The sequence below is a fragment of the Pseudomonas siliginis genome (genome assembly GCF_019145195.1).
GTDB lineage: Bacteria > Pseudomonadota > Gammaproteobacteria > Pseudomonadales > Pseudomonadaceae > Aquipseudomonas > Aquipseudomonas siliginis.
In genome coordinates, this window is sequence record NZ_JAHSTW010000004.1 from 201347 (window position 1) to 222523 (window position 21177).

Genomic DNA, 21177 nt, shown 5'->3' on the forward strand with positions numbered 1-21177 from the left:
GAAATAAGTCATGGCAGAAGCAGTCGCTGATAACGTTCCGGCCAAGGCCACCCCGATCGACGGCAAACCGCCGCTGTTCGGCCTGTCCTTTCTGGAAAACCTTTCCCAGATGACCGTGCTGCGTCAGGTCGGCCTGTTGGTCGGTCTGGCTGCAAGCGTGGCGATTGGCTTTGCCGTGGTGCTGTGGTCGCAGCAGCCGGATTACCGTCCACTGTACGGCAGCCTTGCCGGTATGGACGCCAAGCAGGTCATGGAAACCCTGGCCGCCGCTGACATTCCTTACAACGTAGAACCCAATTCCGGCGCCTTGCTGGTCAAGGCCGACGACCTGTCCCGTGCGCGGATGAAACTCGCTGCCGCTGGTGTCACTCCCAGCGACGGCAACATCGGTTTCGAAATCCTCGACAAGGAACAGGGTCTGGGCACCAGCCAGTTCATGGAAGCGACCCGTTATCGTCGCGGCCTCGAAGGCGAACTGGCGCGGACCATCTCCAGCCTGAACAACGTCAAGGGTGCCCGCGTGCACCTGGCCATTCCGAAGAGTTCGGTGTTCGTCCGTGACGAGCGCAAGCCGAGCGCTTCGGTACTGGTCGAGCTGTACAGCGGGCGTTCGCTGGAGCCGGGTCAGGTGGTGGCGATCATCAACCTGGTCGCGACTTCCGTGCCCGAGTTGAGCAAATCGCAGATCACCGTCGTCGATCAGAAGGGCAACCTGCTCTCCGATCAGGCGGAGAACTCGGAAATGACCATGGCCGGCAAGCAGTTCGATTACAGCCGCCGCATGGAAAGCATGCTCACCCAGCGCGTGCACAACATTCTGCAACCGGTACTGGGCAACGATCGCTACAAGGCTGAAGTTTCGGCCGACGTCGATTTCAGTGCCGTCGAATCGACTGCCGAGCAATTCAACCCGGACCAACCGGCGTTGCGCAGCGAGCAGTCGGTCAACGAACAACGCACCGCCAGCAATGGTCCGCAAGGTGTGCCGGGTGCCCTGAGCAACCAGCCGCCGTCGCCTGCCTCGGCGCCGCAGACCACCGGTGGCACCGCCGCACCGGCCGGGATGATCCAGCCGGGTCAGCCACTGGTTGACGCCAACGGCCAGCAGATCATGGACCCGGCCACCGGCCAGCCGATGCTCGCGCCGTACCCGGCGGACAAGCGTCAACAATCGACCAAGAACTTCGAGCTCGACCGTTCGATCAGCCACACCAAGCAGCAACAGGGCCGTCTCAATCGCCTGTCGGTGTCGGTGGTGGTCGACGATCAGGTCAAGGTCAACCCGGCCAACGGTGAAACCAGCCGTGCGCCGTGGAGCGCCGACGAATTGGCGCGCTTCACCCGTCTGGTGCAGGACGCCGTCGGTTTTGACGCCAGCCGTGGCGACAGCGTCAGCGTGATCAACATGCCGTTCTCCGCCGAACGCGGCGAAGTGATTGCCGATATTCCGTTCTACTCCCAGCCATGGTTCTGGGACATCGTCAAACAAGTGCTGGGTGTGCTGTTCATCCTTGTGCTGGTGTTTGGTGTGCTGCGTCCGGTGCTCAACAACATCACCGGCGGTGGCAAAGGCAAGGAGCTGGCCGGTCTGGGCAGCGACGTGGAACTCGGTGGCATGGGCGGCCTGGACGGCGAACTGGCCAACGACCGCGTGAGCCTCGGTGGTCCGCAGAGCATTCTGTTGCCGAGCCCGAGCGAGGGTTATGACGCGCAGCTGAATGCAATCAAGAGTCTGGTAGCTGAAGACCCGGGTCGCGTGGCTCAGGTCGTGAAAGAGTGGATTAACGCAGATGAGTGATAACCGAGCCGCCACCGTCAAACTGACCAAGGTCGACAAAGCCGCGATTCTGCTGCTGTCCCTGGGTTCGACCGATGCTGCGCAAGTGCTGCGCCACATGGGCCCCAAAGAGGTTCAGCGCGTCGGCGTGGCCATGGCGCAGATGGGCAACGTCCATCGCGAACAGGTCGAGCAGGTGATGAGCGAGTTCGTCGACATCGTCGGCGATCAGACCAGCCTCGGCGTCGGATCCGACGACTACGTACGCAAGATGCTCACTCAGGCCCTGGGCGAAGACAAGGCCAACGGCCTGATCGACCGCATCCTGCTCGGCGGCAACACCAGTGGCCTCGACAGCCTGAAATGGATGGAGCCGCGCGCAGTCGCTGACGTCATCCGTTACGAACACCCGCAGATCCAGGCAATCGTGGTCGCGTACCTCGACCCGGATCAGGCCGGTGAAGTGCTCGGCAACTTCGACCATAAAGTGCGTCTGGACATCATCCTGCGCGTTTCGTCGTTGAACACCGTGCAACCGGCCGCCTTGAAAGAACTCAACCAGATTCTCGAGAAACAGTTCTCCGGCAACTCGAACGCCTCGCGCACCACCCTGGGTGGCATCAAGCGTGCGGCCGACATCATGAACTTCCTCGACAGCTCGATCGAAGGCCAGCTCATGGACTCGATCCGCGAAGTCGACGAAGACCTGTCCGGTCAGATCGAAGACCTCATGTTCGTCTTCAACAACCTTGCCGACGTCGACGACCGTGGCATCCAGGCGCTGTTGCGCGAAGTGTCTTCGGACGTGCTGGTACTGGCCCTCAAGGGTTCGGACGAAGGCGTCAAGGAAAAGATCTTCAAGAACATGTCCAAGCGTGCTGCCGAACTGTTGCGCGACGACCTCGAGGCGAAAGGCCCGGTGCGCGTCAGCGATGTCGAAACCGCGCAGAAGGAAATCCTCACCATTGCCCGTCGTATGGCCGAAGCAGGCGAGATCGTGCTCGGTGGCAAGGGCGGCGAGGAAATGATCTAAGCCCATGGATAAGCCTGACGAGTCTGTGACGGATCTGATCCGCGCCCGCGATGTTCGTGGTTTCGAATCCTGGGCGCTGCCCAGCTTCGACCCGCCGAAACCGGAACCCGAGCCGGAACCGGAGCCCGAACCGCCGGAAATGGAAGAAGTGCCGCTGGAAGAAGTCCAGCCACTGACTCTGGAAGAACTCGAAAGCATCCGTCAGGAGGCTTACAACGAGGGCTTCGCCATCGGCGAAAAAGAAGGTTTTCACAGCACCACGCTGAAGGTGCGTCAGGAAGCCGAAACAGCGCTCGCGGCGAAAATTGCCAGCCTTGAGCTGCTGATGGCCAACCTGTTCGAACCGATCGCCGAGCAAGACACCCAGATTGAAAAGTCGCTGGTCGACCTCGTGCAGCACATCACCAAACAAGTGATCAAGCGCGAACTGGCCATCGACTCGACGCAGATCGAACACGTCATGCGCGATGCTCTCAAGCTGTTGCCGCTGGGCGTGGAAAACGTGCGCCTGTACGTCAATCCGCAGGATTTCGCCCAGGTCAAAGCCCTGCGCGAACGCCACGAAGAAAGCTGGCGCATCGTCGAGGACGAGTCGCTGTTGCCGGGCGGCTGCCGGGTTGAAACCGAGCACAGCCGCATCGACGCCAGCGTCGAATCGCGGGTGACCCAGGTTATGGCCAAGCTGTTCGACCAATTGCATGAGCAGGCTCTGCATCCGGCAGCGCCTGACTTGAGTCTGGACATTCCCGAAGACACCCCAGTGGCTGTCGACTCTGACGAGCCGCGCGCGGACGCCAGCGATGCGCCTTGAACGGACCAGTTTCGCCAAGCGCCTGAGCACCTATGCCGAGGCCACCGAGATTGCCGGCGCGCCGATCCTTGAAGGTCGGCTGCTGCGCATGGTTGGCCTGACCCTCGAAGCCGAAGGCCTGCGCGCCGCCATGGGCACCCGCTGCATGGTGATCAATGACGACAGCTACCACCCGTCCCAGGTGGAAGCGGAAGTCATGGGTTTTTCCGGCAGCAAAGTCTTTCTGATGCCGGTCGGCAGCGTCGCCGGGATTGCCCCGGGCGCCCGCGTGGTGCCGCTGGCCGACACCGGTCGTTTGCCGATGGGCATGAGCATGCTCGGCCGTGTCCTCGACGGCGCCGGTCGCGCGCTGGACGGCAAGGGCGGCATGAAGGCCGAAGACTGGGTGCCGATGGATGGCCCGACAATCAACCCGCTCAACCGTGATCCGATCAGCGTACCGCTGGACGTCGGCATCCGTTGCATCAACGGTTTGCTGACGGTTGGCCGTGGCCAGCGTCTGGGTCTGTTCGCCGGTACCGGTGTCGGTAAATCGGTGCTGTTGGGCATGATGACCCGCTTCACCGAGGCCGACATCATCGTCGTCGGCCTGATCGGTGAGCGTGGTCGCGAAGTTAAAGAATTCATCGAACACATTCTCGGTGAAGAAGGCCTCAAACGTTCGGTAGTGGTCGCCTCGCCAGCGGACGACGCACCGCTGATGCGTATGCGCGCGGCAATGTATTGCACGCGCATCGCCGAGTATTTCCGCGACAAAGGCAAGAACGTTCTGCTGCTGATGGACTCGCTGACCCGTTTCGCCCAGGCCCAGCGGGAAATCGCTCTGGCCATCGGCGAACCGCCAGCAACCAAGGGCTATCCGCCCTCGGTGTTCGCCAAACTGCCGAAACTGGTGGAGCGCGCCGGTAACGCGGAGAAGGGCGGTGGCTCGATCACGGCGTTCTACACCGTACTGTCCGAAGGCGACGACCAGCAGGACCCGATTGCCGACTCGGCGCGTGGCGTGCTCGACGGCCACATCGTCCTTTCGCGGCGCTTGGCCGAGGAAGGCCACTATCCGGCGATCGACATCGAAGCCTCGATCAGCCGGGTGATGCCGGCGGTGGTTTCGCCGGATCACATGCAGCGCGCGCAGTACTTCAAGCAGTTGTGGTCACGCTATCAGCAGAGCCGCGATCTGATCAGCGTCGGTGCCTATGTGGCCGGTGGTGATCGCGAGACCGATCTGGCGATTTCCCTGCAACCGCAGTTGGTCAGGTATCAGCGCCAGGGCCTCAACGACAAAATCAATCTGGGTGAAAGCCAGGCCTATCTGGAAACCCTGTTCGCCCCTGCGGCGGGCGGGTAACCGGCCATGGCCGTCAGCCGCGCTGCGCGCCTGGCACCGGTGGTGGACATGGCCGAGAAGGCCGAGAAAGCCGCCGTGCAGCGTCTCGCCTACTTTCAGGGCCAGGTCAAAGTTGCCGAAAGCAAACTGGCCGACCTCAATGCCTTTCGTCTGGATTACTCGCAGCAATGGATCGTGCGCGGCAGCACCGGCGTGACCGGGCAATGGCTGCTGGGCTTTCAGGGTTTCCTGGCGCAACTCGACACCGCCGTCGACCAGCAACGGCAGAGCCTGGTCTGGCACCAGAACAAGCTCGACAAGGCGCGTGAAGAGTGGCAACAGGCATTCGCCCGCGTCGAGGGCTTGCGCAAACTGGTGCAGCGCTATCGTGATGAAGCGCAACGCCTGGAAGACAAGCGCGAGCAGAAGCTGCTGGATGAACTGTCGCAGCGGTTGCCAAGGCGTGATGCCTTCTAAACCTCACCGCCAAACCCCTGTGGGAGCGAGCCTGCTCGCGAAAGCGCCGTGTCAGTCAATCCTGTAGTCAACTGACAGAATGCCTTCGCAAGCAGGCTCGCTCCCACACTTGTTCCACTGTTGCGCCTTGCCCCAACCCTATCCAGGTGCTAAACCTTGTACAGGTTCGTCAATGACAAGGAAGCCAGTCAATGTCAGTCGTTACAGAAGTCTCTCCAGACCAGAAAAAGCTCACGATCGCCGTCAAAGGCCGGTTCGATTTCGGTCGCCATCAGGAGTTTCGCGAGTCGTATGAGCGGCTCCCACACAAACCCGAATCCATCGTGGTCGATCTCAAAGAGGCTACTTACCTCGACAGCTCCGCGCTGGGCATGCTGCTTCTGCTGCGTGATCACGCCGGTGGCGACGAGTCGGATATCCGCGTCGTCAACAGCAGCTCCGATGTGAAGAAAATCCTCGCGATTTCCAACTTCGACAAACTCTTCGACATCAGTTGACGCCCATGCAGGCGCAAGAGCCGCTGACTATTCTTATCGCCGAAGACAGTGCCGCCGACCGGCTGCTGCTGTCGACCATTGTCCGCCGTCAAGGTCATCAGGTGCTGACGGCGGCCAATGGTGCCGAGGCGGTCGAAACGTTCAAAGAACAGCAGCCTGATCTGGTATTGATGGACGCGCTGATGCCGGTGATGGACGGCTTCGAAGCGGCGCGGCAGATCAAGGCGCTGGCGGGTGAAGCGTTGGTGCCGATCATCTTCCTCACCTCGCTGACCGAGAGTGAAGCGCTGGCTCGGTGTCTGGAGGCCGGCGGCGACGACTTTCTGGCGAAGCCGTACAACCAAGTGATACTCGCCGCCAAAATCAAGGCGATGGATCGCTTGCGTCGCCTTCAGGCAACGGTCCTGCAGCAGCGCGATCTGATCGCCAAACATCACGACTATCTGCTCAACGAACAACGCGTGGCCAAAGCGGTGTTCGACAAGGTCGCGCATTCCGGTTGCCTGAGCGCGCCGAACATCCGATACCTGCAATCGCCCTACGCGCTGTTCAATGGTGATCTGTTGCTCGCGGCGTACACGCCGGCCGGTGACATGCACGTCATGCTCGGCGATTTCACCGGGCATGGCTTGCCGGCAGCGGTGGGGGCGATGCCGCTGGCCGAAGTGTTTTATGGGATGACCGCCAAGGGCTACGGCCTGGCCGAAACCCTGCGCGAGATGAACGCCAAGCTCAAGCGCATCCTGCCGGTGGACATGTTCTGCTGCGCCACGTTGCTCTGTCTGAGTTTCCAGAGCCGTTCGGTGGAGGTGTGGAACGGCGGCATGCCCGACGGTTACTTGCATCGCATGGCCAGTGGCGAGCGCGTGCCCTTGCCGGCGCGGCATTTGCCCTTGGGGATTCTCAGCGCTCAAGCCTTCGATGAGCGTACGGATGTGTATCCGATGGCCGTCGATGATCGGGTGTTTCTGTTATCGGACGGGGTGATCGATACCTGCGATGCCAATGACCAGTTGTTCGGCGTCGAACGCTTGCAGCAGGTTTTTGCGGCGAACCGTGAGCCGGATCGGTTGTTCGAGGATATCGAACAAGCGTTGCGCGATTTTCGTGGGCAGGCCCGTGATGATGTGAGCATGGTCGAAGTCAGTCTGCTCGAGTCGGCGCAGGCACACGGCGCAGCGCCGGTGTATTCCGACAGCGGCCAGTCGTGCCCGCTGGACTGGTCGGCCAGTTTCGAGTTTCGCGGCGCCACGCTCAGGCGGTTCAATCCGTTGCCGTTCCTCTTGCAGTTGCTGCTTGAGGTGCATGGCCTGCGCGCGCAAAGCGGGGCGCTGTACAGTGTGCTCGCCGAGTTGTATTCCAATGCGCTGGAGCATGGCGTGCTCGGGCTGGACTCGAGCCTCAAACGCGATGCGGCAGGTTTCGCCCGCTACTATGAAATGCGCGCGGCGCGGTTGGAGGCGCTGGAGGATGGTTATGTGCGAGTGCATTTGCAGGTGCAACCGCAGGGCGAGGGCGGGCGCCTTGTCATTCGCGTCGAGGACAGCGGCAAGGGGTTTGATGTGGCGCGGGTCATGGAACGGCCCGTGGATAACGTCCGCTTGTCGGGTCGCGGCATCAGCCTGGTCCGGCAACTGGGGCGCAACGCCAGTTGGTCGGACCAAGGTCGTAGTGCCAGCGTGGAGTTTTTCTGGGAGATTGAGGCATAATCCGCCCATTCTTGATCAAGGAGTGAGCAAGTGACAGACCCACATGTAGATCGCGAAGTCCTCGATACTTTGCGCGAGGTGATGGAGGACGGCTATACGGAATTGCTGGAGACTTTTCTGGCAGATTCGCAAAGCCGCCTGCACGAGTTGCAGGACAGCACCAGCGCCAAAGCGCTTTCCGATGTAGCGCATAGCTTCAAGGGCAGCGCCAGCAACATGGGCGCGGTTCGACTGGCCGAGTTGTGCCAGGACCTGGAGTCGAACGCGAAGGACAAAAGCCCGGAAGCGCTCGCTCAGCTAGTCGCCGATATCCATTCTGAATTCGCCGAAGTACGTCCAGTGTACGAAAGCGAAAAGCGCCACGCCCACATCCACTGAAGCTGCCGTCCGGCGCTTTTCGCAAGTGTCTGGCCAAACTGGCCCGGCACTTGCAGTCAACTTGCTCAACTGTACCTACGATCCCAGTGCAGCGGAGACCGTGTCATGCCTGCGACCCCCAACATTCTTCTTCAGACCGCCGCTCAGGCCAAGGCGCAAGCCGCCTCTGCCAAATCGTCGGCAATGGCCGCAGACGCCGGGGACAAGGCCTCCAGCTTCGCCAAAGTGTTCGCCGATCAGGCGCCGGTCAAGCCCGCCGTGAGCGCTGACAATTCAGTCAAGCCGGCACGCGATAAGGTCGCAGACAGCAGCGGCAAAAAGGATATCGGCAAAGATCAGTCTGCCGCGCCCGAGCCAGCAGTTGCCGATAGCGGCAAAGCGTTGCCTGCCGACAAAGCGGCGGCGAGCGACGACGCGACTGCCACTGCCGATGACACCGCTGAAACTGTGCAAACCCCTGTGGCGGATGCCGCGCCTGTAGACCCGACGCTTGATCCGGCCTTGGCGCAAGTCGTTCAGCCGTTGGTGGCAGCGCCTGTGGTGCAAGCACCAACAGTCACCACGCCAGCCCAGCCGGAAACCGAAACGCCTGCACTGGCGGTCGTGTCGGGCATGGTCAAAGATCCGGCGGCCACCGACAGCGAATTTGATCCGACAGCCGACCCGCTCGATTCGCTGCCGGCCGTGCGCATGGCGATGGAGCAGGGCGGGCATATTTCCGCCGCCAGTCAGGCGCAACCGAAAGCCACGCCTGCTCAAGCTCAGGCTGACGGCGAATTGACCGCCGCGCAGAACTTTGCCGCCGGCATGGCCAGCATGCTCGACGTGCAGGCCGACAAGGACAGCACCAGCCAAGGCGGCGAACAAGCTTTCAGCGGGCTGATCGACGATGGCCTGAAGGATCTGAAGTCCGCCACCAGCGACACCCGTGTCGACGACTTCGCCAACCGTCTGGCGGCACTGACCCAGGCCGCTACGCCGAAAACCGCCAATGCGCTGCCGGTGAATCAGCCGATCGCCATGCACCAGAGCGGCTGGACCGAAGAAGTGGTCAACCGCGTCATGTACCTGTCCAGCGTCAACCTGAAGGCCGCCGACATTCAGTTGCAGCCGGCAGAGCTTGGGCGTCTGGATATCCGCGTGAACATGGTTCCCGATCAGCAGACCCAGGTCACCTTCATGAGCGCGCACCCGAGCGTGCGTGAAGCGCTCGACAGCCAGATGCACCGCCTGCGCGACATGTTCAACCAGCAGGGCATGGGCCAGGTCGACGTCAACGTTGCCGACCAGAACCGTGGCTGGCAGGGGCAGCAAGGCCAGGAACAGGCGCAGCAGGGCCGCAGTGGCCGGACCAGCGCTGCTGGCGGACGCCTGGATTCGGTGGATGAGGAATTGGCACCGGCTACTGTCGCTGAAGTGGCGGCGCAGACTACCAGCGTAATTGGCAGCAGCGCGGTCGACTACTACGCCTGACGCAACGCAATACCAATGTGGGAGCGAGCCTGCTCGCGAATACGGTGTGACATTCAGCCTATATGTTGACTGACACATTGCTTTCGCGAGCAGGCTCGCTCCCACATTTGTTTATGGCGCCGTTCAGATGACGCGCTGACACTTCTGGCATAACACTTGCTCTTGCCTTGCCGTGCGACTGTGAAACCCCCGATTAGTGACGGATTATTGGCATGGCGAAGAGCGAAGCTGCAGCAGTAAAAGACCCCGCAACCAAAGGCAAACTCAAGCTGATCATCGTGATCGTGCTAGCGTTGCTGGTGGCCATTGGTGCATCCGTCGGGGCGACCTGGTTCTTCATGCACGGCGCGCAAAGCAAGCCTGCCGAGGCCGCTGAAGCAGCGCCGGTCGGCAAGCAGGCGGCGATTTTCGAGCCGATGGCGCCGGCCTTCGTTGCCAACTACAACCAGAACGGCCGTCAGCGCTACATGCAGGTGAGCATCACCATGCTGGCGCGGAATCAGGCCGATCTGGACGCGCTCAAAGTGCACATGCCGGTTATCCGCAACAACCTGGTAATGCTCTTCTCCGGTCAGGATTTCGCCACACTGGCGACACCGGTCGGCCAAGAGATGTTGCGCCAGAAGGCCACCGCCAGCGTCCAGGAAGTGGCGCAGAAAGAACTGGGCAAAGTGGTCATCGAACAGTTGCTTTTCACTAATTTCGTACTGCAGTAGGAACACGACATGGCCGTGCAGGATCTGCTGTCCCAGGATGAAATCGATGCGCTGCTGCATGGCGTCGATGATGGTCTGGTACAGACCGATAATGCTGCCGAACCCGGCAGTGTCAAAAGCTACGACCTGACCAGCCAGGATCGCATCGTCCGTGGACGCATGCCGACGCTGGAAATGATCAACGAGCGCTTTGCCCGCTACACCCGCATCAGCATGTTCAACATGCTGCGCCGCTCGGCGGACGTGGCTGTCGGTGGCGTGCAGGTGATGAAGTTCGGCGAATACGTGCACTCGCTGTACGTGCCGACCAGCCTCAACCTGGTCAAGATCAAACCGCTGCGCGGCACCGCGCTGTTCATCCTCGACGCCAAACTGGTGTTCAAGCTGGTGGACAACTTCTTCGGTGGTGACGGCCGTCACGCCAAGATCGAAGGGCGGGAATTCACCCCGACCGAACTGCGCGTGGTGCGCATGGTGCTCGAGCAGGCTTTCGTCGATCTGAAAGAAGCCTGGCAGGCGATCATGGAAGTCAATTTCGAGTACATCAACTCGGAAGTGAACCCGGCCATGGCCAACATCGTCGGCCCGAGCGAAGCGATTGTGGTCTCCACCTTCCACATCGAACTCGATGGCGGTGGCGGCGATCTGCACGTGACCATGCCGTACTCGATGATCGAGCCGGTGCGCGAGATGCTCGACGCCGGTTTCCAGTCCGACCTCGACGATCAGGACGAGCGCTGGGTCAACGCCCTGCGCCAGGACGTACTCGATGTCGACGTGCCGATCGGCGCCACCGTGGCCCGCCGCCAGTTGAAGCTGCGCGACATCCTGCACATGCAACCGGGCGATGTGATCCCGGTCGAGATGCCGGAAGACATGATCATGCGCGCCAACGGCGTGCCGGCCTTCAAGGTCAAGATGGGCTCGCACAAAGGCAACCTCGCGTTGCAGGTGATCGAGCCGATCGAGCGTCGCTGAGGCGGCGCTTTTCACCCCCGTATTTAACCGAATTGTTGCCCGCCGAGGACACATGATGAACGACGATATGAACGCCCAAGACGACCAGGCACTGGCCGATGAATGGGCTGCGGCCCTGGAAGAAACCGGTGATGCCGGCCAGGCTGACATCGATGCACTGCTGGCTGCCGACGCAGGCACTTCCAGCTCCAACCGTCTGCCGATGGAAGAGTTCGGCAGCGTGCCGAAGAACAACGATCCGGTGACCCTCGACGGTCCGAACCTGGACGTGATCCTCGACATTCCAGTGTCGATCTCGATGGAAGTCGGCAGTACCGACATCAACATCCGCAACCTGCTGCAACTCAACCAGGGTTCGGTGATCGAGCTTGATCGTCTGGCCGGTGAGCCGCTCGACGTGCTGGTCAACGGCACCTTGATCGCCCACGGCGAAGTAGTGGTGGTCAACGAGAAGTTCGGCATCCGCCTGACCGACGTGATCAGCCCAAGCGAACGCATCAAGAAGCTGCGCTGAGTGAAAAGGTTTCTCTGGGTGCTGCTGGCATGGCCGTTGAGCGTGCTGGCTGCCGAGCCGAGCGCAACCACTGCCGCGCCTGCCGCCACCGCGCCAATGGTCAACAGCGGCGTGGCCGGTCAGTTGACGCAACTGGTGTTCGGTTTGCTGCTGGTGCTGGGCTTGATCTTCTTCCTCGCCTGGCTGTTGCGCCGCGTGCAGCAGGCGGGGCCAGCGGGCAAGGGCCAGGTAATCGAGCTGATCGGCTCACGCGCGCTCGGCCCGCGTGACCGCTTGATGCTGGTGCAGGTCGGCAACGAGCAGATTCTGCTCGGCCTCAGCCCCGGCACCATCACCGCGCTGCACGTGCTCAAAGAGCCGGTCGAAGTGCCCACTGCCAGCGAAAAAGCGACGCCGGAATTTGCTCAGCATCTGCTGAAGATTCTTGGCAAGGACCAAAAGGATACGAAGTAATGGGTGCGCTCCGCATCGTCTTGACGCTGGTCCTGTTGCTGGCCGCGCCGCTGGCGTTCGCCGCCGATCCGTTGTCGATCCCGGCGATCACGCTGGGCACCAATGCCGACGGCGCGCAGGAATATTCGGTCAGTCTGCAGATCCTGCTGATCATGACCGCGCTGAGCTTTATTCCGGCGGCGGTCATCCTGATGACCAGCTTCACGCGGATCATCATCGTCTTCTCGATCCTGCGTCAGGCCCTCGGCCTGCAACAGACGCCGTCGAACCAGATCCTCACCGGCATGGCGCTGTTCCTGACGCTGTTCATCATGGCGCCGGTGTTCGACCGGGTGAACAACGACGCGCTGCAACCGTATCTGGCGGAAACCCTCACCGCCCAGCAAGCGGTGGAAAAGGCCCAGGTGCCGATCAAGGACTTCATGCTCGCGCAGACTCGTACCAGCGATCTGGAGCTGTTCATGCGCCTGTCCAAGCGCACCGACATTGCCAGCCCGGATCAGGCGCCGTTGACCATTCTGGTGCCGGCGTTCGTGACCTCCGAGCTTAAGACCGCCTTCCAGATCGGCTTCATGATCTTCATTCCGTTCCTGATCATCGACCTCGTTGTCGCGAGCGTGCTGATGGCCATGGGTATGATGATGCTCTCGCCGCTGATCATTTCATTGCCGTTCAAGATCATGCTGTTCGTGCTGGTCGATGGCTGGGCGCTGATCATCGGTACTCTGGCCAGCAGTTTTGGAGGTGTTTCGCCATGACGCCGGAAGTCGCGGTCGATATCTTTCGTGAAGCCCTGTGGCTGACCACCATGATGGTCGCCATCCTGGTGGTGCCGAGCCTCCTGGTCGGCCTGCTGGTGTCGATGTTCCAGGCCGCCACGCAGATCAACGAACAGACCCTGAGCTTCCTGCCGCGTCTGCTGGTGATGCTGGTGACCCTGATCATCGGCGGTCCGTGGATCGTGCAGACGTTCATGGAATACATCATCCAGCTGTACAAAAACATTCCGATGGTCATCGGCTAAGCCATGCAGTCGCTGCTTCAGCTGACCGACACCCAGATCAGCACCTGGGTGGCGTCGTTCATGTTGCCGCTGTTTCGCGTGGCGTCGATGCTGATGGTCATGCCGGTGTTCGGCACCACCCTGATCCCGCGCCGCGTGCGCCTGTATTTCGCCGTGGCGATCACCGTGGTCATCACCCCGGCGCTGCCGCCGATGCCCGCCGTCAGCCCACTCGATATCAGCGGCCTGCTGCTGATCGGCGAGCAGATTCTGGTCGGCGCCGTGCTCGGCTTTTCCCTGCAACTGTTCTTTCAGGCGTTTGCCGTGGCCGGGCAGATCGTCGCGGTGCAGATGGGCATGGGCTTCGCCTCGATGATCGACCCTACCAACGGCGTTTCGGTGGCGGTGATCGGGCAGTTCTTCACCATGCTGGTGACGTTGCTGTTCCTGTCGATGAACGGCCATCTGGTGGTGTTCGAAGTCCTCACTGAAAGTTTCACCACGCTGCCGGTCGGCGGCGGTCTGATGGTTGCGCATTACTGGGAACTGGCCGGCAAACTCGGCTGGGTCCTCGGCGCCGCATTGCTGCTGGTGTTGCCGGCCGTCACCGCACTGTTGGTGGTCAACATCGCCTTCGGCGTGATGACCCGCGCCGCGCCGCAACTGAACATCTTCTCGATCGGTTTTCCGCTGACCCTGGTGCTCGGCCTGTTCATCGTCTGGGTGGGCCTGGCGGACATTCTCAACCAGTATCAACCGCTGGCCAGCGAGGCCTTGCAGTTGCTACGTGAACTGGCACGGGCGCGCTGAGTCATGGCAGAGAGCGAAAGCGGTCAGGACAAAACGGAAGACCCCACGGAGAAGCGCAAAAAGGACTCCCGTGAGAAGGGTGAGATCGCCCGTTCCAAAGAGCTCAACACCCTCGCCGTGATGATGGCCGGCGCCTCTGCGCTGCTGATTTTCGGCGGCATGCTTGCGCAAGAAATGATGGACGTGATGCGCCTGAACTTCACCCTGTCCCGCGAAGTGGTCATGGATCAGGGCGCCATGGGCCGTTTTCTGTTGGAGTCAGGGTTGATCGCCTTGCTGGCGATTCAGCCGGTGATGATAACCCTGTTGCTCGCCGCCATCATCGGGCCAATCTCCCTGGGTGGCTGGCTGTTCGCGGCAAGTTCGCTGGCACCCAAATTCAGCCGGATGAACCCGGCCGCCGGCCTCAAACGGATGTTCTCGTTCAAGGCTGTGGTCGAACTGCTCAAAGCCCTGGCGAAGTTTTTGATTACTTTGGGTGTGGCACTGTTGGTGCTGTCCGCCGACGTCGATGATCTTCTGCGCATCGCCCACGAACCACTGGACATGGCGATCATCCACAGCGTGTTGCTGGTGGGCTGGAGCACGCTGTGGCTGGCCTGCGGCCTGATCATCATCGCCGCCGTCGACGTGCCGGTGCAGATCTGGGAGAGCATGAAGAAGCTCAAGATGACCAAGCAGGAAGTGCGCGACGAGCACAAGGACCAGGAAGGCCGCCCGGAGGTCAAACAACGCATCCGCCAGACCCAGCGCGAAATGTCCCAGCGGCGCATGATGGCAGCGATTCCCGAAGCCGACGTGGTCATCACCAACCCGACCCACTACGCGGTCGCGCTCAAATACGACTCGGAGAAGGGCGGCGCGCCGGTGCTGCTGGCCAAGGGCAGCGACTTCATCGCCCTGAAAATCCGCGAGATTGCCGTGGCCAACAACGTCATGCTGCTCGAGTCGCCTGCGCTGGCGCGCTCGATCTATTACTCAACTGAGCTTGAGCAGGAAATTCCTGGCGGGCTGTATCTGGCAGTGGCGCAGGTATTGGCCTACGTCTACCAGATCCGCCAACACCAGGCGGGCAAGGGCAAGCGGCCGGACCCGCTCAAGGATGATCTGCCGATTCCGCCGGACTTGCGTCGGGATTCCTGACCGAACTGTACGAAACAAAAAAAGCCGTCCCGATTGTATGGGGCGGCGGATTTTTTGCCTGAAGATGCATTGTCTCTGTTTATATCCGCCGTACATGGATGTAGTCGATGTGGAAGTCATTTCCACCGTTTGCTCCGCCGTATCCTCCACGATCTTCATGATTGGATATATAAATCGTGTATGGCCCGCTTACCGGTACTCTGAAAGAAGCGGTTTGCTCGTAATAGGCGCCATTGCGGGGAACAACAAACAGTCCCAAAATCGCCAGGCCGCTGGAGGTACTGACGCTGATCCTCGGTGGTTGGTTATCGGGCTGGGGGCTGACATTGGCTATTCGATAGCTAAAGCTGTAAGTTCTTGCTGCATCGAATTGAAACGTCTGGCTCAGTAAAACCCCTGAGTTGCCCGCGACGTCATAAGTGTAGTTTTCATAATAACCGTTGAGAATTCGGGCTGTTCTTGAGGCTGATCCAAGCGCCCAGTTTCCGGCATTGCCATTGAAATCGGTAATCGAATCTCTCCAGGTATCAACAGCTACAGTCACAGTCCATGTGGCTGATTCAGTTTCCTGTCCATATAAAGCCCTGACTTTGAAGACATGTGCACCCAGGCCCAGCCCTGATACAAGCCCCTGCCAGACGCCGGTCGTCTCATCGGCGGTGGGTTGGCCTTTGGGCGTAATACCATCCAGTATTTCAACTTTTTGGCCAGCTGCTGCTGCACCGCTCAACGTTACGGAAGTCTCGAAAGTGGACCCATTGTTGGCAATTGCAGTCCCGCTTGGAAAGCCTCTAGCGGAGGTGAGTGTGGGCGCAGGGGCTGTTACCGCTGTCAGATTGCGGACGTTTGAATAAATCGGTGTAGGGTGGTACAGCGATTTAGCATACAAGCGGTGACCGCCGACTGTGATGGTGATGGTGTGCTGCCAAGCTCCATCGATTGAACTCGCGGTTACTTTGCCTTTCGACACTGCGCTCGGACCGCTACCATCGAAAATCTCGACTTCCCTGCCTTTGCTGGCGGTGCCGTTGAGGGTTAAATTGGTGCTGATAGTGCTAGCACCTTCAGGCACTTCGTTATTGTTGGAGTCTAATACGTTGGTGAGGGTCGGGGCCGGCAGATTTTCCTCTTTAAGACGAATGTTCAGCGTCTCATTCGGCGATTCGCCAAAGTTCCCCAATTGGTCCGTCACCTCGAAATTGGCATTGATCATGCCGTCAATAAAATTTTCAAAGTCATCGGTATATAGCGTTACGCTCACTGGCGCCGAGGGATCTGTGACCTCCATCATGAATGTTGCATTGCCTAGCTGTAATTGCACTTGATCGAAGGGTTCTTTAGTGGTGTAGCTCATTTCGAACGTTACGCCCCTCTTGGCCAGCTCAGCGGTAACACCATAAGCGATTACCTCCGATGGAATAATCAGCTTGAAGTTGGCGTGGGGGTGCAGATGGTAGAGCACGTGCAAGATATCCGATGACTCCTCATTGCCGCTTAACCGTTTAACTACGTAATGCAGTTTGTTAATGCCGTTTATGAACTTGGCTTTCGGAGCGTACAGCGCGACTCGCTTATTTTCCTCGCCGGGCTCGATAACGGCGCTGCATACGGGGGTTTTCCCAGCATTAATAAATAATTCGACTGATTCATATTCAGCTAGCGTCGCCACGCCTCGGTTTAGCAATAAAGTCCACGGATCGACCACGCACCGCACATTTTCCGGTGTCCCGGAGAATAGACGTCTCGGAATGCCGCCATGAGCAAGGCCTGAGGGTTTCACCGGGGTCACCCAGCCAGGTATGAATACCGGGACCAGTTTTAAAACTTCAATCAACTCGTCGGATTGGATGTCGATAGTTGATTCATTGTCCATGACGCGCTCCTGGCCCTTGAGAGGCAGGCAAATGGGTGAAGCGCTATCACATACTCGTCAGTGAATTTTGGCCACTGTCATATCTGACAGGTAAATGCATGTTTCAGACAAACGGTTGGAGCTTCGTCGCCGGATGAGACACGAAGCGTCTCGGACTGCTGGCGCAAGGGCAGCGAATTCATCGCCTTGAAAGTCCGCGAAATCGCTTTGGCCAAGAATGTCATGCTGCTTGAGATGCCGGATTTGCCTCGGGATTCTTGATGCTGCTGCGCAGCCATTGGTCTGAGACCTCCCTTTACTGTCAACTCTGACAGGTGTGCTCGTCGTGATTTTGCAGTTTGATGCAAGGTGCTGCCGCGCACTGGCGCGGTCAGTCGAGCGAGTGCAAGGGAGCGTGACCATGAAAGGTATTTTCAGCAGCTACGATGAAAAAACCGGAAGGGGCACCATTAAACCAAAGCAATCGGGACGATCCCTTTCCTTTGCCGAAGCCACGGGTTTTTTTCTGACGGCCAAAGAGTACCGGTTCAGCATTCCAGTGCCTGATGCCCTGCATGCGAAGGTCAAAGTGGGCGGCGAAGTCGAGTTCGAATTGCCCAGGACCAAGAATGGAAAAGTGAAAATCCTTCGGTATTGAGCAACCGATCGCAAAGCCCCGAAACGAAAAAAAGCCGCCCTTATTCAACGATGCGGCGTTTTTTCTGATCGTTCCCACGCTCTGCGTGGGAATGCAGCCCGGGACGCTCCGCGTCCCTTCCGAAGCTGAACGCGGAGCGTCCGTTGAGGCGTTCCCACGCAGAGCGTGGGAACGAGCATCAGGGGAGGCGCTACTGCGGCAAATCCAGATTATCCAGCACCCGATTCACCGCCAATTCGCCGAGCATGATCAGTTGCGCAATCCCCATCAGCGTCCGGCGCTGCGACGGTTTCACCAGCCCGGCGAATTCCTGGGCGATGGTTTTGGCCGAGGCGAGAGTTTCGCAGGCGTTGGCCAGCAGGTCTTCGTTTTTGGTGTCGGCGGTGACGGCGTACATGGCGCGGGGGCTCAATCCTTGATTAAATAAATTTGGTTAAATAAAGCCGTCCCCTTTGTGTTTGTTTTTTTTTGCGAACTCCGGAGCTTGGATTAAACTTTTTTATTGATTCAGGTGCGGGGCGGCTTATCGTACACATCTAAAATTGTCGATGGCGATCGCGTCATTATTTGTGATTATTTCCACTCGAGCAACATCAGTGCCTCTAAATTCGATAAGTTGCGCGGGATCTTTTACTGTGGGAGTCAGAAGTTGATATCCTAGGAAAGATCCTTTTGAATCATAATAGTTTGCCCTGTTTGTTACGTTTCCCCAGGCTTGATAAAAGCTGATGTATGTGAATGCATGTTTAAAGTTAAAGTGTATTTGGCAGGTTCCCAGTGATGTAAAAACTACTTGCCTCTCAATGTTTTGTAATGGGGGGTCACCGCTGCCACTTGCCGGCGATATTGATATGGGGTGCGACGAAGATATATTAGTGATAGTGACATACTGCGTTTCGAGTGACTCCCCGGTGTACAGTGATCGAGACGGCTCATTATCAAAGTTTATGATTATCTCGTTTGGAATTATAATGAGAGTGAGGATTAACGTCGGAAGCATTATGGTCGGAATGCCGTTGCTTGAGGCAAATTCTACCCATGCTTTAATTTGAATCTCTTCGTTGTCCTTAAGTTTATTGAGCTCGCTTCTTGATAGGCTCTCTATAAAACCGTGTTCGATATTTTCCGCAGTGATTTGATGGTTGGTCAGAAGCTCGATTGTATGGGGGGTGCCAGAGTTGTCGACTCCAATGCACTGTAGATTAATAATCTGATCCGTCGAAATGCCAGTCCAGTGATCTAATGTCACTTCCGCATCGCCCGTGAAGCTGTTTAAGTTTAACGTTTTATTATCCTGTGCCTGGGTCACGTTCGGCGTTGGCAAGCGGGGATCTGCATCAGCGATAATCCTGACATCAAAGCCGGCTATTGCTGATGCCCCGGCCGGTTGTCCAGCGCGAATCAAATCCCACCGAAACTCAATCGCCTTGCCATGCCAAGCCGCCAGAAACGCAGCGCTCAATGAAATCTCTGCAATCCCACCAACAAAATCCACCACCGGAAACGGCGGCGCGCCGGCCGGCGCGTTCACCTGGACGAATTGAGCTTTATCGTCTTTCTCTGCTGCGAAGCCTGTTATCTGAAGCTTCACTCCATCCGGATTAGCCAAAACGTCAATCGGCACAGTGGGCGGGGTCAAGGTTGGGGGTGGCAGGACAAATTGCAGGCCAATGACGGTATACACCTGATAAGGAAACCGCGTGGCGCTAGCGAAGTCATTGCTCTTGTCCTCCGATACCCAGAATTCCAGTTTCAACAGCGATCCTTCTTTCAATTCTTTCAGAAAAGCTATGAGCAGCGGTTTATCCCAGAACCCCTGACTGACCCAGGTCGCATTCACCTTGTGGGTGTCACCATTCCAGAATTGCAGGACGTGCGCCGAGCCGTCGGGTTTCTGGCCGGTGAGCTTCAGCCACACCTGCTGACCGACCTGGATTCCCGTCCAGTTGCGTGCTCGCAGCGTGGCGTCCTGGCCCCTCAGTGCGGCCACGTCGAGCATGCCGTCCACGGCCTCAGCGATTATCGGCGAGTTGTACACCTTCTGATTGGCGGTGATAGTGATCGGGGTCGTCGCCGACTCATTGTTGTTGGTCAATTGATCGCGCACCCTGGCGAAGACCGAATGGGTGCCGTCGCCAATCAACTGCAATTCGGCAGCCGTCAGGGTATGGTTGATCGGGCTTGTGGGGTTGGGAAATGTGATGCTCCAGGTGCCTATGGTGAGCGTGACCGTGTCGTGAGGCCGTGAGTAACCGACGGTGATCGTGATGACTGCCGTCTGCCCCGGTGCGACGCTGGGTGGATGGCTGACGGTGACGGTAGGCGCCGGGTTGTTGTAGAGCAGCTTAAGTGTGGGTGAGTCAGCGTCGTTACCGCTGGCTCGGGTCACTCTGTAGCGGACATCGTTGACACCGTTTGTGAACCAGCTCGCCGGCACGTGCAAAAGAATGCGTTCCTGCTCCTCACCGGGATAGATGGTTTTGCTGATGCCGGTGTTGACTCCGTTGACAAAAATAGTCACGACGTCATAAGCCGCCATGACCCAATTCCGCAAGCCGGTTATGGGGTCGATGACAAGTTCTACCCCAGATGGAGTGAATGCCGAGAGAGGAAGGCCACCATCGGCAGTACCTGGAGGCAGCACCGGTGTTATCCATTGCGGGGGGTACACGGGATACAAGGCCAGGGCAGCGTTGGCTTCGGTTGAATGGACTTGAACGCTCATTCTGTTCTCCAGGAACAATGGCAGGCAAGGTTCATCACAACGCAGAACGAGGCGCCCGTCACCTGTCAGATCTGACAGGTGGGGACGGTTTTCCGACCAATGGTATCGCTGAAGGAGTGGGCGCTCCTGCGCCGCCGAGAGGCCTAGCTCGCGCAAGCTGCACTCGACAGGATCTTCAGCCGCTGCAAGATTTGCATCCAAGAAGATCAAAATGTGGGAGCGCGCTTGCTCGCCAAAAGGCCGGCTCTCTCACTCGAATCACTCAGCCGAACCGCATCATCCAGGCAACTCCAGATTATCCAGCACCCGATTTACCGCCAGTTCCCCGAGCATGATCAGTTGCGCAATCCCCATCAGCGTTCGGCGCTGCGATGGTTTGACCAGCCCGGCGAATTCCTGGGCGATGGTTTTGGCCGAGGCGAGGGTTTCGCAGGCGTTGGCCAGCAGGTCTTCGTTTTTTGTGTCGGCGGTGACGGCGTACATGGCGCGGGGGCTGAAGGGTGGTGGGGTCGAGCCGGGTGGGCAGAGGTAGTGGTCGAGGGCGCGATCGGCGGCTTCGTGGAGTTTTTTTGAATCGAGGGATTCGTAGGGGGAGGTCGGGTCGGATTCGGGCGGGTTGGGTGTTGGTTTGATCATGGTGAAGCTCCTTTGAAATGGAGCCGCGACAACCTGTCGCTAAACAGGGAGGGTGGCGGCTGTACGCGGGTTAGCGAACCGGTCAAAGGCACCCGGCAGACCCGAAGGTCTCCCGCATACAGCCACCATGACGAAATCGCGAAAATACAGATCCGCAACGAAGCCTGGAACGCTGATGCACCTTTGACTTGAGTTCGAGTCGCTAAA

The 21177-nt window shown here is 59.0% G+C and carries 21 protein-coding genes and 1 pseudogene; 18 read left to right on the forward strand and 4 right to left on the reverse strand.

Going from position 1 to position 21177, the window contains the following annotated elements:
• Positions 1-10: 10 nt before the first annotated feature.
• The 17 genes from fliF to flhB all read left to right on the forward strand — a co-directional run bounded on the left by fliF (position 11) and on the right by flhB (position 15099).
• A complete protein-coding gene (fliF, locus tag KVG87_RS10505) occupies positions 11-1798 on the forward strand; it encodes a flagellar basal-body MS-ring/collar protein FliF (protein ID WP_217850623.1) in 1788 nt (595 codons plus the stop codon).
• On the forward strand, positions 1791-2810 hold the full coding sequence (gene fliG, locus KVG87_RS10510; RefSeq protein WP_016771079.1) for a flagellar motor switch protein FliG: 1020 nt from the start codon (positions 1791-1793) through the stop codon (positions 2808-2810). Before fliF ends, fliG begins: the two co-directional genes overlap by 8 nt.
• 4 nt (positions 2811-2814) lie before the next feature.
• Positions 2815-3621: a flagellar assembly protein FliH gene (gene fliH, locus KVG87_RS10515; RefSeq protein WP_217850625.1), complete on the forward strand. Its 807-nt coding sequence runs from the start codon at positions 2815-2817 to the stop codon at positions 3619-3621.
• Positions 3611-4969, forward strand: a complete 1359-nt coding sequence (gene fliI / locus KVG87_RS10520; protein ID WP_016771077.1) for a flagellar protein export ATPase FliI — start codon at positions 3611-3613, stop codon at positions 4967-4969. Before fliH ends, fliI begins: the two co-directional genes overlap by 11 nt.
• A 6-nt stretch (positions 4970-4975) precedes the next feature.
• Positions 4976-5425: a flagellar export protein FliJ gene (gene fliJ / locus KVG87_RS10525; protein WP_016771076.1), complete on the forward strand. Its 450-nt coding sequence runs from the start codon at positions 4976-4978 to the stop codon at positions 5423-5425.
• Positions 5426-5616: 191 nt separating this feature from the next.
• Positions 5617-5922: an STAS domain-containing protein gene (locus KVG87_RS10530; protein ID WP_016771075.1), complete on the forward strand. Its 306-nt coding sequence runs from the start codon at positions 5617-5619 to the stop codon at positions 5920-5922.
• A gap of 5 nt (positions 5923-5927) precedes the next feature.
• A complete protein-coding gene (locus tag KVG87_RS10535) occupies positions 5928-7631 on the forward strand; it encodes an ATP-binding SpoIIE family protein phosphatase (RefSeq protein ID WP_225930837.1) in 1704 nt (567 codons plus the stop codon).
• 30 nt (positions 7632-7661) lie between these two features.
• On the forward strand, positions 7662-8009 hold the full coding sequence (locus KVG87_RS10540) for an Hpt domain-containing protein (protein WP_217850629.1): 348 nt from the start codon (positions 7662-7664) through the stop codon (positions 8007-8009).
• Positions 8010-8114: 105 nt separating this feature from the next.
• Entirely contained in the window at positions 8115-9482 is a 1368-nt protein-coding gene (locus tag KVG87_RS10545; protein WP_217850631.1) for a flagellar hook-length control protein FliK, read from the forward strand.
• A gap of 212 nt (positions 9483-9694) precedes the next feature.
• A complete protein-coding gene (fliL, locus tag KVG87_RS10550) occupies positions 9695-10198 on the forward strand; it encodes a flagellar basal body-associated protein FliL (protein ID WP_016771071.1) in 504 nt (167 codons plus the stop codon).
• A gap of 9 nt (positions 10199-10207) precedes the next feature.
• On the forward strand, positions 10208-11176 hold the full coding sequence (gene fliM / locus KVG87_RS10555; protein ID WP_003222890.1) for a flagellar motor switch protein FliM: 969 nt from the start codon (positions 10208-10210) through the stop codon (positions 11174-11176).
• Between the two features lie 55 nt (positions 11177-11231).
• A complete protein-coding gene (fliN, locus tag KVG87_RS10560; RefSeq protein ID WP_016771070.1) occupies positions 11232-11690 on the forward strand; it encodes a flagellar motor switch protein FliN in 459 nt (152 codons plus the stop codon).
• Positions 11691-12143 carry a flagellar biosynthetic protein FliO gene (gene fliO, locus KVG87_RS10565; protein ID WP_024012109.1) on the forward strand — a complete coding sequence of 151 codons (453 nt, stop codon included), beginning with the start codon at positions 11691-11693 and terminating at the stop codon, positions 12141-12143.
• Positions 12143-12901 (forward strand): flagellar type III secretion system pore protein FliP, encoded by a 759-nt coding sequence (gene fliP, locus KVG87_RS10570; RefSeq protein ID WP_016771068.1) that lies wholly within the window; start codon positions 12143-12145, stop codon positions 12899-12901. The genes fliO and fliP overlap by 1 nt, the downstream gene beginning before the upstream one ends.
• Complete coding sequence (gene fliQ, locus KVG87_RS10575; protein ID WP_016771067.1) at positions 12898-13167, forward strand: flagellar biosynthesis protein FliQ; 270 nt, start codon at positions 12898-12900, stop codon at positions 13165-13167. The genes fliP and fliQ overlap by 4 nt, the downstream gene beginning before the upstream one ends.
• A gap of 3 nt (positions 13168-13170) precedes the next feature.
• Complete coding sequence (gene fliR / locus KVG87_RS10580) at positions 13171-13956, forward strand: flagellar biosynthetic protein FliR (protein ID WP_217850633.1); 786 nt, start codon at positions 13171-13173, stop codon at positions 13954-13956.
• Positions 13957-13959: 3 nt separating this feature from the next.
• On the forward strand, positions 13960-15099 hold the full coding sequence (gene flhB, locus KVG87_RS10585; protein WP_016771065.1) for a flagellar biosynthesis protein FlhB: 1140 nt from the start codon (positions 13960-13962) through the stop codon (positions 15097-15099).
• Between the two features lie 79 nt (positions 15100-15178).
• Here flhB and KVG87_RS10590 read toward each other — a convergent pair whose 3' ends face one another.
• On the reverse strand, positions 15179-16972 hold the full coding sequence (locus KVG87_RS10590) for a hypothetical protein (RefSeq protein ID WP_217850635.1): 1794 nt from the start codon (positions 16970-16972) through the stop codon (positions 15179-15181).
• 400 nt (positions 16973-17372) lie between these two features.
• Between KVG87_RS10590 and KVG87_RS10595 the strand changes: the two genes are divergently transcribed.
• Positions 17373-17609 (forward strand): hypothetical protein, encoded by a 237-nt coding sequence (locus KVG87_RS10595; RefSeq protein WP_217850637.1) that lies wholly within the window; start codon positions 17373-17375, stop codon positions 17607-17609.
• A gap of 190 nt (positions 17610-17799) precedes the next feature.
• Here the strand turns inward: KVG87_RS10595 and KVG87_RS10600 are convergent.
• From KVG87_RS10600 to KVG87_RS10610, 3 genes and pseudogenes are all read right to left on the reverse strand, one after another.
• A pseudogene (locus KVG87_RS10600) lies at positions 17800-18012 on the reverse strand (DUF6124 family protein); the annotation flags it as partial.
• A 120-nt stretch (positions 18013-18132) separates the two neighbouring features.
• Positions 18133-20334: an Ig-like domain-containing protein gene (locus tag KVG87_RS10605; RefSeq protein ID WP_217850642.1), complete on the reverse strand. Its 2202-nt coding sequence runs from the start codon at positions 20332-20334 to the stop codon at positions 18133-18135.
• Positions 20335-20610: 276 nt separating this feature from the next.
• Positions 20611-20970 carry a DUF6124 family protein gene (locus KVG87_RS10610; RefSeq protein ID WP_217850644.1) on the reverse strand — a complete coding sequence of 120 codons (360 nt, stop codon included), beginning with the start codon at positions 20968-20970 and terminating at the stop codon, positions 20611-20613.
• Positions 20971-21177: the final 207 nt, after the last annotated feature.

Bases quoted from the DNA above. Each gene is read 5' to 3' on its own strand.
- fliG (WP_016771079.1), top strand. From the start codon at position 1,791: ATGAGTGATAACCGAGCCGCCACCGTCAAACTGACCAAGGTCGACAAA.
- KVG87_RS10590 (WP_217850635.1), bottom strand. From the start codon at position 16,972: ATGGACAATGAATCAACTATCGACATCCAATCCGACGAGTTGATTGAA.
- flhB (WP_016771065.1), top strand. From the start codon at position 13,960: ATGGCAGAGAGCGAAAGCGGTCAGGACAAAACGGAAGACCCCACGGAG.
- fliQ (WP_016771067.1), top strand. From the start codon at position 12,898: ATGACGCCGGAAGTCGCGGTCGATATCTTTCGTGAAGCCCTGTGGCTG.
- fliH (WP_217850625.1), top strand. From the start codon at position 2,815: ATGGATAAGCCTGACGAGTCTGTGACGGATCTGATCCGCGCCCGCGAT.
- KVG87_RS10595 (WP_217850637.1), top strand. From the start codon at position 17,373: ATGAAAGGTATTTTCAGCAGCTACGATGAAAAAACCGGAAGGGGCACC.
- KVG87_RS10610 (WP_217850644.1), bottom strand. From the start codon at position 20,970: ATGATCAAACCAACACCCAACCCGCCCGAATCCGACCCGACCTCCCCC.
- KVG87_RS10605 (WP_217850642.1), bottom strand. From the start codon at position 20,334: ATGAGCGTTCAAGTCCATTCAACCGAAGCCAACGCTGCCCTGGCCTTG.
- fliM (WP_003222890.1), top strand. From the start codon at position 10,208: ATGGCCGTGCAGGATCTGCTGTCCCAGGATGAAATCGATGCGCTGCTG.
- fliI (WP_016771077.1), top strand. From the start codon at position 3,611: ATGCGCCTTGAACGGACCAGTTTCGCCAAGCGCCTGAGCACCTATGCC.
- KVG87_RS10535 (WP_225930837.1), top strand. From the start codon at position 5,928: ATGCAGGCGCAAGAGCCGCTGACTATTCTTATCGCCGAAGACAGTGCC.
- fliJ (WP_016771076.1), top strand. From the start codon at position 4,976: ATGGCCGTCAGCCGCGCTGCGCGCCTGGCACCGGTGGTGGACATGGCC.
- fliL (WP_016771071.1), top strand. From the start codon at position 9,695: ATGGCGAAGAGCGAAGCTGCAGCAGTAAAAGACCCCGCAACCAAAGGC.
- KVG87_RS10530 (WP_016771075.1), top strand. From the start codon at position 5,617: ATGTCAGTCGTTACAGAAGTCTCTCCAGACCAGAAAAAGCTCACGATC.
- fliF (WP_217850623.1), top strand. From the start codon at position 11: ATGGCAGAAGCAGTCGCTGATAACGTTCCGGCCAAGGCCACCCCGATC.
- fliR (WP_217850633.1), top strand. From the start codon at position 13,171: ATGCAGTCGCTGCTTCAGCTGACCGACACCCAGATCAGCACCTGGGTG.
- fliP (WP_016771068.1), top strand. From the start codon at position 12,143: ATGGGTGCGCTCCGCATCGTCTTGACGCTGGTCCTGTTGCTGGCCGCG.
- KVG87_RS10545 (WP_217850631.1), top strand. From the start codon at position 8,115: ATGCCTGCGACCCCCAACATTCTTCTTCAGACCGCCGCTCAGGCCAAG.
- fliN (WP_016771070.1), top strand. From the start codon at position 11,232: ATGAACGACGATATGAACGCCCAAGACGACCAGGCACTGGCCGATGAA.